Annotated in this window: 16 protein-coding genes; 6 read left to right on the forward strand and 10 right to left on the reverse strand. The window is 54.9% G+C overall.

All coding sequences use genetic code 11. The features are described 5' to 3' along the window. Positions 1-93 precede the first annotated feature (93 nt). From mnmE to PGR10_RS23900, 5 genes are all read left to right on the forward strand, one after another. On the forward strand, positions 94-1,458 hold the full coding sequence (mnmE, locus tag PGR10_RS23880; protein WP_087858872.1) for a tRNA uridine-5-carboxymethylaminomethyl(34) synthesis GTPase MnmE: 1,365 nt from the start codon (positions 94-96) through the stop codon (positions 1,456-1,458). A 197-nt stretch (positions 1,459-1,655) separates the two neighbouring features. Next, entirely contained in the window at positions 1,656-2,840 is a 1,185-nt protein-coding gene (locus PGR10_RS23885) for an MFS transporter (RefSeq protein ID WP_087858871.1), read from the forward strand. After that, the gene (gene yidZ / locus PGR10_RS23890) at positions 2,809-3,768 is read left to right on the forward strand and encodes an HTH-type transcriptional regulator YidZ (RefSeq protein WP_087858870.1); all 960 of its coding nucleotides are present in this window, start codon (positions 2,809-2,811) and stop codon (positions 3,766-3,768) included. The genes PGR10_RS23885 and yidZ overlap by 32 nt, the downstream gene beginning before the upstream one ends. A gap of 309 nt (positions 3,769-4,077) precedes the next feature. Beyond that, a complete protein-coding gene (locus PGR10_RS23895) occupies positions 4,078-4,662 on the forward strand; it encodes a 4'-phosphopantetheinyl transferase family protein (protein ID WP_183269086.1) in 585 nt (194 codons plus the stop codon). Positions 4,663-4,699: 37 nt separating this feature from the next. Continuing rightward, positions 4,700-5,266 carry an NADPH-dependent FMN reductase gene (locus PGR10_RS23900; RefSeq protein ID WP_045378124.1) on the forward strand — a complete coding sequence of 189 codons (567 nt, stop codon included), beginning with the start codon at positions 4,700-4,702 and terminating at the stop codon, positions 5,264-5,266. 45 nt (positions 5,267-5,311) lie between these two features. Here the strand turns inward: PGR10_RS23900 and PGR10_RS23905 are convergent, their stop codons facing one another. Next, positions 5,312-6,649 (reverse strand): NCS2 family permease, encoded by a 1,338-nt coding sequence (locus PGR10_RS23905; RefSeq protein WP_015369021.1) that lies wholly within the window; start codon positions 6,647-6,649, stop codon positions 5,312-5,314. Between the two features lie 170 nt (positions 6,650-6,819). Here PGR10_RS23905 and yieH point away from each other — a divergent pair, with 170 nt between their 5' ends. Continuing rightward, positions 6,820-7,485 carry a 6-phosphogluconate phosphatase gene (gene yieH / locus PGR10_RS23910; RefSeq protein ID WP_113374101.1) on the forward strand — a complete coding sequence of 222 codons (666 nt, stop codon included), beginning with the start codon at positions 6,820-6,822 and terminating at the stop codon, positions 7,483-7,485. A gap of 69 nt (positions 7,486-7,554) precedes the next feature. Here the strand turns inward: yieH and PGR10_RS23915 are convergent, their stop codons facing one another. The 9 genes from PGR10_RS23915 to pstS form a co-directional block, all read right to left on the reverse strand. Beyond that, complete coding sequence (locus PGR10_RS23915; protein WP_032713000.1) at positions 7,555-8,274, reverse strand: glucosamine-6-phosphate deaminase; 720 nt, start codon at positions 8,272-8,274, stop codon at positions 7,555-7,557. A gap of 49 nt (positions 8,275-8,323) precedes the next feature. Continuing rightward, a complete protein-coding gene (locus PGR10_RS23920; protein ID WP_430918437.1) occupies positions 8,324-9,490 on the reverse strand; it encodes an alpha/beta hydrolase-fold protein in 1,167 nt (388 codons plus the stop codon). Positions 9,491-9,532: 42 nt separating this feature from the next. After that, positions 9,533-11,167 carry a carbohydrate porin gene (locus PGR10_RS23925; protein ID WP_430924225.1) on the reverse strand — a complete coding sequence of 545 codons (1,635 nt, stop codon included), beginning with the start codon at positions 11,165-11,167 and terminating at the stop codon, positions 9,533-9,535. Positions 11,168-11,277: 110 nt separating this feature from the next. Further along, on the reverse strand, positions 11,278-11,478 hold the full coding sequence (locus PGR10_RS23930) for a hypothetical protein (protein WP_430924226.1): 201 nt from the start codon (positions 11,476-11,478) through the stop codon (positions 11,278-11,280). Between the two features lie 166 nt (positions 11,479-11,644). Further along, entirely contained in the window at positions 11,645-12,370 is a 726-nt protein-coding gene (gene phoU, locus PGR10_RS23935) for a phosphate signaling complex protein PhoU (protein WP_004145007.1), read from the reverse strand. Between the two features lie 49 nt (positions 12,371-12,419). Beyond that, positions 12,420-13,193 carry a phosphate ABC transporter ATP-binding protein PstB gene (pstB, locus tag PGR10_RS23940; RefSeq protein WP_015369015.1) on the reverse strand — a complete coding sequence of 258 codons (774 nt, stop codon included), beginning with the start codon at positions 13,191-13,193 and terminating at the stop codon, positions 12,420-12,422. 46 nt (positions 13,194-13,239) lie between these two features. Then, on the reverse strand, positions 13,240-14,130 hold the full coding sequence (pstA, locus tag PGR10_RS23945; RefSeq protein WP_015369014.1) for a phosphate ABC transporter permease PstA: 891 nt from the start codon (positions 14,128-14,130) through the stop codon (positions 13,240-13,242). Then, entirely contained in the window at positions 14,130-15,089 is a 960-nt protein-coding gene (gene pstC, locus PGR10_RS23950; RefSeq protein ID WP_015703914.1) for a phosphate ABC transporter permease PstC, read from the reverse strand. The genes pstA and pstC overlap by 1 nt, the downstream gene beginning before the upstream one ends. A 125-nt stretch (positions 15,090-15,214) precedes the next feature. Next, on the reverse strand, positions 15,215-16,255 hold the full coding sequence (gene pstS / locus PGR10_RS23955) for a phosphate ABC transporter substrate-binding protein PstS (protein WP_015369012.1): 1,041 nt from the start codon (positions 16,253-16,255) through the stop codon (positions 15,215-15,217). Positions 16,256-16,354 lie beyond the last annotated feature (99 nt).

Consider the following 16,354-nt stretch of genomic DNA (forward strand, 5'->3'; position numbering starts at 1 on the left):
CGGGTTGCCTGATGGCGCTAACGCTTATCAGGCCTACAATCAAAAGGCGGTCGAATGACCGCCTTTTTTTATTGCGATTTGAAGAGACATATCATGAGCCATAACGACACTATCGTCGCCCAGGCAACCCCACCGGGACGCGGGGGTGTGGGCATCCTGCGTATCTCCGGCCTTAAGGCGCGCGACGTCGCGCAGGCGGTACTCGGCAAGCTGCCGAAGCCGCGCTATGCCGACTATCTGCCGTTCAAAGACGCCGACGGTACGCCGCTGGATCAGGGGATTGCGCTGTGGTTTCCGGGGCCGAACTCCTTTACCGGCGAAGATGTCCTCGAACTGCAGGGCCACGGCGGCCCGGTCATTCTGGATCTGCTGCTCAAACGTATTCTGACGTTGCCCGGCGTTCGCATCGCCAATCCGGGGGAGTTTTCCGAGCGCGCGTTCCTCAACGACAAGCTCGACCTGGCGCAGGCAGAGGCCATCGCCGATCTTATCGACGCCAGCTCAGAGCAGGCGGCCCGTTCGGCGTTGAACTCCTTGCAAGGGGCCTTCTCCGCGCGTGTGAACCATCTTGTGGAAGCACTCACTCACCTGCGCATCTACGTGGAAGCGGCGATTGATTTCCCGGATGAAGAAATTGATTTCCTCTCCGACGGTAAAATTGAAGCCCAACTGAACGACGTGATCGCCGATCTCGACGCCGTCCGCGCCGAAGCCCGTCAGGGCAGCCTGCTGCGTGAAGGGATGAAAGTGGTGATCGCCGGACGGCCTAACGCCGGTAAATCCAGCCTGCTCAACGCGCTGGCCGGCCGTGAAGCGGCGATCGTCACCGATATCGCCGGCACCACCCGCGATGTGCTGCGCGAGCATATTCATATCGACGGTATGCCGCTGCATATCATCGATACCGCAGGCCTGCGTGACGCCAGCGATGAAGTGGAGCGCATCGGCATCGAACGCGCCTGGCAGGAAATTGAACAGGCGGATCGGGTGCTGTTTATGGTCGACGGCACCACCACCAGCGCCGTTGACCCGGCGGAGATCTGGCCGGACTTTATCGAGCGCCTGCCGGCTAAGCTGCCGATTACCGTGGTGCGTAATAAAGCCGACGTCACCGGCGAAGCGCTGGGGCTCAGCGAAGTAAATGGCCACTCACTGATCCGCCTGTCGGCGCGTACCGGTGAAGGGGTCGAGGTGCTACGCAACCACCTTAAGCAGAGCATGGGCTTCGATACCAACATGGAAGGCGGTTTCCTCGCCCGTCGTCGCCACCTGCAGGCGCTGGAAGCGGCGGCGAACCATCTGCAGCAGGGCAAGGCCCAGCTGCTGGGCGCGTGGGCCGGGGAGCTGCTGGCGGAGGAGCTGCGTCTGTCGCAACAGGCATTAAGCGAAATCACCGGCGAATTTACCTCTGACGACCTGCTGGGCCGCATCTTCTCCAGTTTCTGTATCGGTAAGTAAGCGTTACTGGTAAGCATCTACTAACCCGCCATAACGTTCTGTTATGGCGGTTTTTTTTATTTGATTGCCTTAATCACATCAACTCTGTGAGGCAATAACCCGTTTTTCCTTTCAGGAAAAGAGTGTTGTCCAAATGGCAACTCGTACTCCCTGGCGCTAGCCACTATGCTGTACGCCATTCTTATTGCGAGGGTCCTATGGCACGCTTTCTTATCTGCAGTTTCGCATTGGTACTGCTCTATCCATCCGGCATTGATATGTATCTGGTCGGCCTACCGCGTATCGCCCAGGATCTTGGCGCCAGCGAGGCGCAGCTGCATATCGCCTTTTCGGTCTATTTAGCCGGCATGGCTACCGCGATGCTTTTTGCCGGGCGCGCGGCGGATAAATCCGGGCGTAAACCGGTCGCGATTTTCGGCGCCATCACCTTCATACTGGCCTCGCTACTGTGCTCGCAGGCGCATAACAGCACGCATTTTCTGATCGGCCGCTTTATCCAGGGGATCGGCGCGGGAAGCTGCTACGTCGTCGCTTTTGCCGTTCTGCGCGATACGCTGGACGAGCGCCGCCGCGCCAAGGTACTGTCGCTGCTTAATGGCATTACCTGCATTATTCCCGTCCTCGCGCCGGTACTTGGCCATCTGATCATGTTGAAATATCCGTGGCAGAGCCTGTTCTACACCATGACAGGCATGGGGGTGATGGTAGGGTTATTGTCGGTGTTTATCCTGCGTGAGACGCGCCCGGCAACGCATTTTCAGGCAGGCGCACAGCACAATGGCGCCGCAGAGTCGCTGCTAAACCGTTTTTTCCTCAGCCGTATAGTCATTACGACTCTCAGCGTCACCGCAATTCTGACCTACGTAAACGTCTCACCGGTACTGATGATGGAAGAAATGGGTTTCGACCGCGGAACTTATTCAATGGCGATGGCGCTGATGGCAATGGTCAGCATGGCCGTGTCGTTCTCCACGCCGTTTGCCCTGACGCTGTTTAAACCGCGCACCCTGATGCTGACCTCGCAGACGTTGTTCCTTGTCGCTGGCGTGGTATTGAGCCTCGCCGCCAGCCAGCCCATCACCATGCTGGGATTAGGCATGATCTGCGCGGGTTTCTCGGTTGGCTTTGGCGTCGCGATGAGCCAGGCGTTGGGGCCTTTCACGTTGCGGGCGGGCGTCGCCAGCTCCGCTCTCGGCATCGCTCAGGTCTGTGGTTCTTCGCTGTGGATTTGGCTGGCGGCTATCATCGGGCTGAGCGCCATGAATATGCTGATCGGGATACTCATTGCCTGTAGCATAGTCAGTATTGTTCTGATACTGGTCGTCTCGCCGGCGCGCGCGACGCAAGATAATGAAGAAATCCCTGTCGAGTCTCGATCTTAACTTACTGCTATGTCTGCAGCTTCTGACCCAGGAGCGCAGCGTCACCCGCACGGCGAAACGGATGAACGTTTCGCCGTCTGCGGTGAGTAAATCACTGGCCAAGCTACGCGCCTGGTTTGACGATCCGCTGTTTGTTAAAACACCGCTAGGGCTGGCGCCAACGCCGTTAATGAGCAGCATGGAGCAGGATCTTGCTGACTGGATGCAGATGGGCAATCAGATCCTCGATAAACCGCACCATACCATGCCAAGCGGCCTGAAGTTCGAGCTGGCGGCGGAATCGCCGCTGCTGATGATCCTGTTCAACACCCTCTCCCAGCAAATTTATCAACGTTATCCACAGGCGCTGATCCGTTTACGCAACTGGGATTACGACTCGCTGGATGCCATTATTCGCGGCGAGGTTGATATCGGTTTTTGCGGCCGGGAAACCCATCCGCGTTCGCGCGAACAGTTGAGCCTGCTGCCGTGGTATATCGATTTTGATGTCCTGTTTAGCGACCTGCCGCAGGTGTGGCTGCGCGCCGATCATCCGGCGCTCAATGAAGAGTGGAACCTGGCGGCTTTCCTGCGCTATCCGCACATCAATATCTGCTGGGAACAAAGCGACACCTGGGCGCTGGATGATGTGCTGCATGACCTGGGCTACAAACGGACCGTCGCGCTGACTCTGCCCGGCTTTGAACAGTCGCTGTTCATGGCGGCGCAGCCGAATCACACCATGATAGCCACCGCGCCGCGCTATTGTCAGCACTATAATCAGCAGCATCATCTGCCGCTGGTATCACGCCCGCTGCCGCTGGAGCCGCAGCTGCTGGAAAAAATGCGCGTGCCGTTCACCCTGCTGTGGCATAAGCGTAATAGCTATAATCCAAAGATCGTATGGCTCAGAGAGACCCTTAAACAGCTCTATTCCAATACGCTGTAGGGAAATTGCCCATCATCCTCACGTTGTTGCGCAAGAAATTGTAAAAGTCAGACATTATCCCTTCTCAAGGAAGAATTTCCGCATTAAAACCTGCTCATTGTGAGCGATAATATCATTCACAATTTTTATCTCTGACCATTAATCACGGAGCGACGAATGGCAACGCATTTTGCAAGAGGGATACTCAACACCAGGGAGCCGCTATCGACGCGTTTGTCGGCGGCATGTCATCAATCCGCACGTAACCTACCCGAATACCGACAGAGCCGCTATCGCGCCTCGCGTTCGCTGCTCGCTGAACTGCTTTTCATGCTTTATGGTATCGGCGAGCTGCCGGAAATCATCAGCGAACCCAGTGGACGGCCCGTATTTCGCGATCCCCACCTTCCCCGCTTTTCCATCTCTTATGCCGGGAATATCGTCGGCGTAGCGCTGACGACCGAAGGTGACTGCGGTCTCGATATGGAACTGCAGCACGCCTCGCGTGGCGTCCATCCTCTGCATGCCGCCGATCGCTATGTCTTCAATAGCAATGAGAATTTATGGATTAACATCCAGCACGATCCGGATGAAGCCCGCGCTCAACTGGTGGCGCTGCGCCGAAGCGTGCTGAAGCTCACCGGTGAAGCCCCCGTGCGAGTACAACTGCTGCCGGGGTCTGGTCGCCTGCGTACCGCTGGCACCCAATCGATTGAAGCCATCTGCGATGCTGAGACGCTGCTGGTGTGGTCAATCGCCGTCACCCCGAATATCGGGCCGCTGAAGGTCTGGGAATTTGATAGTAAAGAGGGCTGGCGCTGCCTGCCTGATGCGCAAACGCGCGCCAAAGAGACTGACGCGCGCCTGATGCGCTTTACCAGCTTACCGGTAGAAAAAGTATTCTCCCTCAACTGACCGGTTTAGCCGGCCATCATGATGCAAAGGAGCACTCATGTCTGATACGTTGAAAGTTGTTACGTTACTCGGAAGTCTACGCAAAGGTTCTTTCAATGCCATGGTTGCGCGCACGCTGCCGGGCATTGCGCCTGCGGGCATGGAAATCTCCGCGCTGCCGTCGATCGGCGATATTCCGCTGTACGATGCCGATATCCAACAGGAAGAGGGGTTCCCGCAGAGCGTGCAGGAGATCGCGAAACAAATCCGCGAAGCGGACGGCGTGGTGATCGTTACCCCGGAATATAACTACTCGGTACCCGGCGGCCTGAAGAACGCCATCGACTGGCTCTCACGTCTGCCGGAACAGCCGCTGGCCGGTAAGCCGGTGCTGATCCAGACCAGCTCAATGGGCGCTATCGGCGGGGCGCGTTGTCAGTATCATCTGCGCCAGATTCTGGTCTTCCTCGATGCGATGGTGATGAACAAGCCGGAGTTTATGGGCGGCGTGATTCAGAACAAAGTCGATCCGCAGGCAGGGGAAGTGGTCGATCAGAGCACGCTGGACCATCTGCGCGGCCAATTGACCGCCTTTGGCGATTATATTCAGCGGGTTAAAGCATAAAAAAAGCCCGGCAGCGATGCCGGGCTTTCTCATCATGTGTGCGGATCAATGCGCATCGATAAAGACAATTTTCAGCACGAACAGCAGCGAAACGATAATCACGCACGGGCTGAGTTCACGCAGACGGCCGGTACCAATCTTCATCACGCAGTAGGAAATAAAGCCCAGGGCGATACCTTCGGTAATCGAGAAGCTGAACGGCATCATCACCGCGGTGATAAACGCCGGTACCGCTTCCGTCAGGTCATCCCACTTCACGCGCGCCAGACTTGAGGTCATCAGCACGCCAACGTAAATCAGCGCCCCGGCGGCAGCATAGGCCGGAACCATCCCCGCCAGCGGCGACAGGAAGATGACCAGCAGGAACAGGATACCCACGACAACGGCGGTCAGGCCGGTACGCCCGCCAACGGAAACACCGGAGGAGGATTCGATATAGGCCGTAACCGAAGAGGTGCCAATAAAGGAGCCGGCGACGGACGACACGCTATCGACAAACAGCGCCTGCTTCATGCGCGGGAATTTACCCTGCGCATCCGCCAGCCCGGCTTTATCGGTGACGCCAATCAGGGTGCCGGAGGAGTCGAACAGGTTAACCAGCATGAACGAGAAGATCACGCCCGCCAGGCCAAGGTTCAGCGAACCGGCCAGATCGACCTGACCCACAACCGAGGTTACGCTCGGCGGCGCGGAGACGATGCCTGTGTAGTGCACATCGCCGAGCATCCAGCCCAACAGGGTGGTAACGACGATAGAGACCAGAACGGCGGCATGAATATTACGCGATGCCAGGATAGCGATAATAAAGAACCCGAGCACGCCCAGCAGCACGCTATGGGAAGTCAGGTTGCCGATGCTGACCAACGTGTCCTGGTTCGCCACGATAACGCCAGCGTTCTTCAGGCCCATCATGCCGATAAACAGCCCGATTCCACTGGTGATACCGACGCGCAGGCTCACCGGGATATTGGCAATCATCCAGTAGCGTACGCGGAAGAGGGTCAGCAGCAGCAGGCCGACGGCGCCCCAGAAAATCGCGCCCATCCCCACCTGCCACGGCAGGCCCATCGCCTGAACCACCACGAAGGCAAAGAAGGCATTCAGACCCATCGCTGGCGCCAGCGCCACCGGCAGATTCGCGAACAGCCCCATCAGGATGCTGCCGAAGGCCGCGATCAGACAGGTGGTCACAAAGACAGCGCTGGTATCCATACCCGCCACGCCAAGAATTTGTGGGTTCACGAAGACGATGTAGACCATCGTCAGGAACGTGGTGAAACCGGCGATCGCTTCAGTGCGCACCGTGGTGCCGTGCTCGCGCAGTTTAAATACGCGCTCCAGCAGACCCTGGCCAGAAGACTGGCTGGTTGGTTGTTGACTCATTATCGGTTTCCGAACGTAAAGGAGGGAAAATTCGAGGCTATCCTATACCAAATTACGGCACCAGGCGCGGTTGTATGGTAATTTTTTTCATTTATTTTGCTTATACGGCAACGATTGCGTCGCGGCATTGAGCATTACGAAAACGTTAAACTTGTTAAACTGGAAAAAGTATGACCCAACCACAAGCAGTATTTTTCGATTGTGACGGCACGCTGGTCGATAGCGAGGTGATTTGCTCACGCGCCTATGTTCACATGTTTCAGGAATTCGGTATTACGCTGGATTTAGCCGAAATTTTTAAGCGCTTCAAAGGCGTTAAGCTGTACGAGATTATCGACACCATCAACGCTGAATATGGCGTTAACCTGAAAAAAGAAACCCTGGAGCCGGTGTACCGCGCCGAAGTCGCCCGTCTGTTCGATAGCGAGCTGGAGATCATCCCCGGCGCCGCTGCGCTGCTGGACGCGGTGAAGATCCCCATGTGCGTGGTGTCGAATGGCCCGGTCAGTAAAATGCAACATTCGCTCGGTAGAACGCAGATGCTGCACCACTTCCCAGACCGGCTGTACAGCGGTTACGACATTCAGCGCTGGAAACCCGACCCGGCGCTGATGTTCCATGCGGCAGAGGCCATGCAGGTACAAGTCGAAAATTGTATTCTGGTCGATGATTCCAGCGCGGGAGCCCAATCAGGGATCGCCGCGGGTATGGAAGTCTTTTACTTCTGCGCCGACCCGCACAACCAACCGATCGATCATCCGAAAGTAACGACCTTTACCGATTTAGCTGAGCTGCCGGCATTGTGGAGAGCGCGTGGCTGGGATATTACTCGTTAAGACCCGACGTCACTACGCTCGGTCGGGCTACGGTTGGTCACAACGGTAGCCCCGCTGGCCAGCGGCTTTTTAGTGCTGCAATTCCGCCGCAGCCGCTTTATCCGCAATAATCACCAACGAAGGGTGCAACTTGAGTACAGAGGCCGGCACCAGTTCGCTGACCGGGCCTTCCACCACCTGCTTTAGCGCTTGCGCTTTCGCCGCGCCGCTGACAATCAGCAGCAGGTTTTTTGCCGCCATCACGCTTTTCGGCCCCATGGTGACATAGCTATCCGGCACCACATTGAAATCGCCCCCCATTTCGCCGTTCGCGACAATGCCAATCAGCTCCCCCTGAATCGGTACTTCGACCGTCTCATCATGAAAACGTGTAGTGTTCGGCAGGTTGCCGCAAAAATGGCCGTCGGCGCCCAGCCCCAGCACGACCAGGTCAAGACCGCCGGCCTCTTCGAGGCGGCGATCGTGTTGAGCCGCGTTCTCCAGCGTCAATTTATGGATGTTCTCTTCTTTGATTTGCGCTGGAGTAAAAAACAGCTGGCGCAGGTTGGAAATCGTCACTCCTTCACGCTGCTGGCCGCGAAAAGGTATCTCATCAAAGTTGTAATAGTGAACCCGATCATAGAATGATTTCCCTTTGATGGCGGCCACCAAATGCTCATACATACGCTTCGGCGTACTCCCCGCCGTCACCGCCAGATTCATCCGTCGCGGCACCGTGATATAGCCTAAAAGATGATGGCAGGCGACCAGGCTCATCTCTTCATAATCTTCCGTCACAATCAATTTCATCTCATCTTCCTTTACTGGTTGAGACAGGGGGCGCCATGCCCCCTGACGGTTATTTAAAGAGCTTTTGCACAAACTCGGCATAGGCCGGACGCCAGACGTCCATTTCATGATTCAGACCGGGATAAGAGTGGTAATCAAATTTGATCTTCTGCTTTTCCAGTTCGCTTTTCAGGCCGGCAATATCTTTGCCAGTGACGGCGTCTTTTTCGCCAACCACCAGCGTAAAGTTACGCAGTTGTTTATTGATGGCGTCAGGATTATTCAACTGCGCCTCCACGCCAGCATCGGGAACCGTGGTTGTCGTAACCCCGCTAAAGGTGGCAAGCCACCCGAAGCTCTCAAGATGGTTCATCCCGGACACCAGCGCCTGGTAACCGCCCTGCGACAGCCCCGCCAGCGCCCGGCCGTCGGCATCTTTACGCACGTTAAATCGGGAATCGATCAGCGGAATGATGTCGTGCATCAGTTCGTTGTCTGCGGCTTTCGCATTGAGTGGATAGAAGTTTTTACGCCGCTCCTGCGGCGGGAAGTTTTCCGCGATCGCTTGAGGAATATCGGTTTCGGTATCCGGCACCACCACCAGCATCGGCTTGATTTTGCCCTCCGCCAGCAGGTTATCCATCATTTGCGGGATGCGCCCTTGGTCGATGGCCGACAGGCCGCTATCGCCAAAACCGTGGTAGAAATAGAGCACCGGCAACGGTTCGCCGCTGCCGTTATAACCCGGCGGCGTCCAGACATAGACGCGGCGTTCTGACTTAAGCGCCGTCGAATGGTAGGTGACGGTACGCAGATCGCCGTGCGGGACTGCCCGATCGTCAAGAATGCTGCCGGGCACCAGGATCAGGCTGGTATTCACCTGGCGCTGCGGTTTCTGGTAGCGGCTACCGGTATCGACGGAACGAAAACCGTCCACATCGAAGTAGTACTCATAAAGATTGGCGGCCAGGCGATCGCTTTTCCACGTCCATACGCCCTGGATATCTTTGGTCATGTCATGAGAGACAAACGTATCCGGCGTCGATCCCGTGACGACGGATACGCGCCTGGCATCGGGGGCAAATAACCGGAAAGTCACGCTGTTATCCGTATTCACCTGAGTAATATACTGGCTGACAGGAATGGCGGCATCAGGCATCGTCGGCAGCGGAGCGGCGTGCGCCGTAATTGTGGCGCCAGCCAGCGCCAGGGCGAAGTAGATTGCATGTCGTTTCATTTTGATTCCTTTTTACGTTTTTATGAGCAGGCGCTTGCGGCCTTACCACCAAATTTCGGCCTGCGCGCCGAGGGCGAATTGGTCGTTCTTGCCATCTTCAAAAACCGCGGTGGTATTGTTAGCGGCCTTATCCAGGTCGATATCTTCGGCTTTAATATAAGTCGCATAAAAGCGGATTTCCGGGCGCGAGGTCAGCATACTGGTATTAACTTTGAAGGTATGGAATAAGGTGGTCTTATAACCGGATTCGTTATATTTCTTCCCCATCACATCTTTGTTCTGCTGTTTGAAGTATCCCAGCTCAACGCCGGTCTGATTATATTTATTCCAGATATATGCCGGACGAACCACGGCGCGAATAGATTCAAAATCTGAATGGGCGCCGGTTTCATAGCTATAAACGTCATTACCAAATGAATAAACGATCGCATTAGCCATAATGACATCATCGCGCAGATAGGTTTCCCCCTGTGAGGTTAAGCGTACGGCGGTGCCGTTGGTATGATCGCCATAATAGCGCCCATTATTGGTGGTATACGGGCTCGATCCGGCATAGCGCGAGAAGCTGCTGGCGATGGAGTTGTTCGCCAGTAATAATGAGAATTCGTTAAAGCCGCCGTTATCAAATTTCTGCGTTAACGAAGTTCCCACCATCCAGGTATCTTTCCATTGATAGTAACCTTCATTCCCCTCTTTATATTTCTCTGATGAACTCTGATTCGCAGCGACATAGCGCCCGCTCACCATCAGCGAGGCTTTATCCCACAGCGGAATATCTTTGTAACGTACATCCAGGGTATTGGTATTAATTTGCTGCTTATTGGTCAAAGAGCGGTCGTAGTCATCGATGTCTTCGCGCACCAGCGCGATATCAAATTTACCGGCGCCCACCTTCCAGTTTTCAAGCCCTACGCCAGCTGCCGCATCGGTTCTTTGCGTTTTCCAGTCCAGCATCTGGATCTCGATTTTCGGCGCGCCGTGCTTACCGACCCAGAAATCCGCTTCCGGGGCAAACGGCAGAAAGCCTTTGGTGTTGACGTACATATCCGAGAACTGAAGGTAGTTTTCGCCGCCGACATTGTCGCCAAACCAGCCGGTAGAATATTGCTGACCCACGTTGCCATCGAGCATCACGATGGCGTCCACACGTTTATCGCCTTCCTGAAAAACGCGCTGTTTAAGCTGTAAATCAAACCAGCCGGAATACTCGTTACCCAAACGGCCAAGCGAGCCGATGGCCCACGATTTTGGCGAGCCGTGCGAGGCAGTTCCCCAGCCAGAACGGTAATAGCCGTTATAGCTAAAGCCAATTTCATCTTTCACGAATTTGCTAAAATCTTTCAGCGTCATGGCGCTATAGGCTGGCTCACCGCCCTGCTCGGATTGTTCATTTTTGACCAGCACCGCATCCGGCTTAGCGGCCGCTTTGGTCGCCGTGGGCGCTTCCGCGCTCCGGCTCTTCTGGCTATTTACCGGTTGCGACCAGGCGGCCCAGACCTGGTTCCTTTTTTTCTCCTGATCCTGATATTTCTTGAGTTCTTTTTGTGTGTCCTGAAGCGCTTTTTCCAGAAGCTCCAGCCGTTGTTCAACCGTAAGTTGCCCGGCAATAAGATTTTTTGAATAAGAAAGCGGCGCCAGCAAAACCATCGCCGAAGCGATCATATTTCTTCTAATCATAATAATCCCTTATATAAGCATTGGCGTAAATGAAACACGTAATTAATAAATGGCGTTATGTTTTTAATAAACTGCATTAATACCATTCCACGTAACTGCAGCTTTTATTTTCATAACGAATAAGTAGCAAAAAAAAACCTGAAGGAGACCATCTGCATTAACAGATAATCCTCTTCAGGTTTTGCCCGCTCATTGCGGTAACAACCCTTATCAGCAAACCATTCAGCGTCTAAAACAAAAAAACCTGACATCGCCGCCTGGGGCAATATCAGGTTTTGCCTGCTGTCGCAGTAACAATCCATTTTAACCATCTGAGCTTCAGCGCTCAGTCAGTGAGAGGGATTGTTACGCGAGAAAATTTAAAACTCAAATAGTCAGAGTATTAATTGTGACGATAATCGCAGCAATATGTCTGCTATGCGCAAAATCATAGTTGATTCTGATAATTTCCTTTACCAGAATCAACCATCGTGATCTTTACTCTTTCGGATCTTTACCCGCGAGCAGCTTATCCAGTTCGTCGCCGCCTACGTGACGGAAATCCTGGCCTTTAACGAAGTAGAAAATATATTCGCAGATATTCTGGCAGCGATCGCCGATACGTTCGATGGAGCGCGCGCAGAACAGCGCGGTCAGGACGCTCGGAATGGTACGTGAATCTTCCATCATATAGGTCATCAGTTGACGCACGATGCCTTCATACTCCTGGTCGACTTTCTTGTCTTCGCGATAGATACGTACCGCTTCATCGAGATCCATACGCGCAAAGGCATCCAGTACATCATGCAGCATCTGCACGGTATGGCGGCCCAGCGACTCCAGGCTCACCAGCAGCGGCTGGTGCTGCTGGGAAAACTTCTCCAGCGCGGTGCGGCAGATTTTATCCGCCACGTCGCCAATACGTTCCAGCTCGGCGATAGTCTTGATGATCGCCATTACCAGCCGCAGGTCGCTGGCGGTCGGCTGACGTTTAGCGATGATGCGCACGCAGGCCTCGTCGATCGCCACTTCCATCATATTGACCTGCTTGTCGCCGTCGATTACGCGCTTCGCCAGATCGCTGTCCTGATTGTGCATCGCGGTGATCGCATCAGAAAGCTGCTGCTCCACCAGCCCACCCATGGTCATCACCTGGGTGCGTATGTACTCCAGTTCTGCGTTGAACTGGCCGGAAATATGTTTATTAAGATTTAAGTTATCCATGATGTCTCCTGATTGCCCATCGGGTTAGCACCTGAAAGCAGAAGGGCAATCAACCGTAGCGGCCAGTAATATAATCTTCAGTTTGCTTCTTAGCGGGCTTGGTAAACAGATCGTCCGTGTTGCTGAATTCAATCAGCTCGCCAAGATACATAAATGCCGTATGGTCGGAACAACGCGCAGCCTGCTGCATGTTGTGGGTAACGATAACGACGGTGTAATCCTGCTTCAGCTCGGTGATAAGCTCCTCAATACGCCCGGTGGAGATGGGATCCAGCGCTGAGCAAGGTTCATCGAGCAGCAGTACTTCCGGGCGAATCGCGATACCGCGGGCAATACACAGACGCTGCTGCTGACCACCGGAGAGAGAATACCCGCTCTGGTGCAGTTTATCTTTGGTTTCATTCCATAATGCGGCTTTGGTCAACGCCCACTGCACGCGCTCGTCCATATCGGCGCGCGACAGCTTCTCAAACAGGCGCACGCCGAAGGCGATGTTGTCGTAGATGGACATCGGGAACGGCGTCGGCTTCTGGAATACCATCCCTACTTTCGCGCGCAGCAGGGCGATATCCTGGGTATTGGTGAGAATATTGTCGCCATCCAGCAGAATTTCGCCTTCCGCACGCTGCTCCGGGTACAGCTCAAACATCTTGTTGAACGTACGCAGCAGAGTGGATTTACCGCAGCCTGACGGGCCGATAAACGCCGTCACCTGGTTCTTAGCGATATCCAGGTTGATGTTCTTCAGGGCATGGAATTTGCCGTAGTAGAAGTTCAGGTCACGAACTGAAATTTTACCCGGATTCGCGTTCACCATACTCATCTCAATCTCTTCCTCATTCGGCGCCGCTTAGGCCGCGCCGCAAAAATTAACCGTGTTTCTTCTTCGCGAAGACAACGCGCGCCAGAATATTCAGCAGCAAGACGCACAGGGTGATAATCAATACCCCGGCCCAAGCCAGTTGCTGCCATTCCGCGAACGGACTCATGGCAAATTTAAAAATGGTCACCGGCAGGTTGGCGATCGGCTGCATCATATCGGTGCTCCAGAACTGGTTGGAGAGCGCGGTGAACAGCAGCGGCGCCGTCTCCCCGGCGATACGGGCAATGGCCAGCAGGATACCGGTCATAATGCCGGATACCGACGCCTTAAGGGTGATCGCGGAAATCATCTTCCACTTCGGCGTCCCCAGCGCATAGGCTGCTTCACGCAGGCTATCCGGCACCAGTTTCAGCATGTTTTCAGTGGTACGAATCACGATAGGCACCTGCAGCAGCGCCAGCGCGATAACGCCCGCCCAGCCGGAGAAGTGCTGCATCTGCGCCACCACGATGGTGTAGACAAACAGACCCACGACGATAGACGGCGCGGAAAGCAGAATATCGTTGATAAAGCGGATGATTTCCGCCAGTACCGACTTACGGCCATATTCCGCCAGATAGATACCGGCCATGATACCCAGCGGCGTACCAAAGACGGTCGCCCACAGGATCAGCAGGCCGCTGCCCGCCAGGGCATTCGCCAGACCGCCGCCCGCGGTATTCGGCGGCGGCGTCATTTCGGTAAACAGCGCCAGGCTCATGCCGTCGATGCCACGCGTGATGGTCGACATCAGGATCCAGATAAGCCAGAAGAGACCAAACGCCATAGTCGCCATCGACAGGGTCAGGGCAATGCGGTTCTTCAGGCGGCGTTTAGCCTGCATCTTGCGACGGGATTCCGCCAGCGCGGCGGTGGTTTGCAATTCGATCGTTGCCATTAGCGAGCCCCCTCGTTCTTAGCGAGACGCATAATCATGAACTTCGACGCGGCCAGAACGATAAAGGTGATAACGAACAGGATCAGACCCAGTTCCATCAGCGCCGCTACGTGCAGGCCGCTTTCCGCTTCCGCGAATTCATTGGCCAGCGCCGAGGTAATACTGTTGCCCGGCATATACAACGAAGCGCTGTCTAGCTGATAGGTGTTACCGATGATAAAGGTGACAGCCATGGTTTCACCCAGCGCGCGCCCCAGGCCGAGCATGACGCCGCCGATCACCCCGTTTTTGGTGAACGGCAGCACGATGCGCCAAATCACCTCCCACGTGGTGCAGCCGATCCCATATGCGGACTCTTTCATCATCACCGGAGTCTGCTCGAAGACGTCACGCATTACGGCGGCGATATAAGGAATGATCATGATGGCCAGAATGACGCCGGCCGCCAGGATGCCAATACCGAACGCCGGGCCGGCAAACAGCGCACCGACAAAGGGGATGGTCGAAAGGACGTTGCCGACGGGTTCCTGGAAGTAAGTCGCAAACAGCGGGGCGAAAATAAACAGGCCCCACATGCCGTATACGATACTCGGGATCGCCGCCAGCAGCTCAATAGCAATACCCAGCGGGCGTTTTAGCCAGGCTGGGGAGAGTTCAGTCAGGAACAGCGCGATGCCGAAGCTCACCGGAACGGCGATCAACAACGCGATAATTGAGGTAACCAGGGTCCCGTAAATCGGTACCAGCGCACCGAAGATCTCATTCGGCGCATCCCACTCTTTGGTCCACAAAAAGGAAAAGCCAAATTTCTGAATACTTGGCCATGAAGAGATGATGAGGGAGACGATGATGCCACCCAGCATCAATAGCACAATCAGCGCAGCCAGTTTTACCAGCGCGCTGAAGATCATGTCACCCTTTTTCCCCGGAGGGTTGAATGCCGGCTTGGTTGCAGCCATAGGTTACTCTTTAAGTTCGGGCCCAAAAACCCAGCATTTTACTGAGCTTACGGGCAAAGGTAATGCTATACCCGAAATAATTCGAGCTGCAGGAAGCTCGCCGGCAGCTCGACATTCCGCGGGTATTAGTACAGCGCTTTACCGCTGCTGTCTTTCACGTTGGTTTTCCATGCGGCGCGTACCTGCTCAACCACGCTATCCGGCAGGCTGGCGTAATCCAGCGCATTCGCTTCTTTGCCGCCGTTTTTGTATGCCCAGTCGAAGAACTTCAGCACTTCCGCGGTATTCTCCGGCTTATTGGAAGCCTTGTGGACGAGGATGAAAGTGGTTGAGGTGATCGGCCATGCATTTTCACCTTTCTGGTTAGTCAGGTCCTGAGCGAAGGACTTGCTCCAGTCGATACCTTTCGCCGCATTAGCGAAGTTATCTTCCGTCGGGCTGACCGGCTTGCCGTCAGCGGACAGCAGTTTGGTGTAGGCCAGGTTATTCTGCTTAGCGTAAGCATACTCGACGTAGCCGATAGCGCCCGGCAGACGCTGAACGAAGGCTGCGATACCGTCGTTGCCTTTACCGCCCAGGCCGGTTGGCCAGTTTACGGTAGAACCTGCGCCAATTTTAGATTTCCACTCTTCGTTCACTTTCGCCAGATAGCTGGTGAAGACGAAGGAAGTACCGGAACCATCCGCGCGGCGGACCACGGCGATGTTCTGAGCCGGCAGCTTCAGGCCAGGGTTGAGTTTAGCGATCGCTTCGTCATCCCATTTTTTGATTTTGCCCAGATAGATGTCGCCGAGGGTTTTACCATCGAGCACCAGCTCGCCGGATTTAACGCCCGGCAGGTTAACCGCCAGCACCACGCCGCCGATAACGGTCGGGAACTGGAACAGGCCTTCCTGCGCTAGTTTGTCATCAGCCAGAGGAGCATCAGAAGCACCGAAATCCACGGTGTTGGCAATAATCTGTTTAACGCCGCCAGAGGAACCGATACCCTGGTAGTTAACTTTATTGCCCGTTTCTTTCTGATAGGTATCAGCCCATTTGGCATACACCGGAGCAGGGAAAGTTGCACCTGCGCCAGTCAGGCTTGCTGCTGCGAAAGCAGAGAAAGCGCTCATCGATAAGGTCGCGGCGACAACTGTTGCGACGGTGGTACGCATAACGTTCATAATGTCTCCTGCTGGGATTCGTAAACCGTTGTTTCGAAGCTATGGTGAGCAAAATAGGACAAACAGGTGACAGTAAAATGTACGAATTATGACAGTTTT

It is taken from the genome of Klebsiella sp. 141198 (assembly GCF_050600785.1).
In the GTDB taxonomy this organism is placed as follows: Bacteria; Pseudomonadota; Gammaproteobacteria; order Enterobacterales; family Enterobacteriaceae; genus Klebsiella; species Klebsiella aerogenes.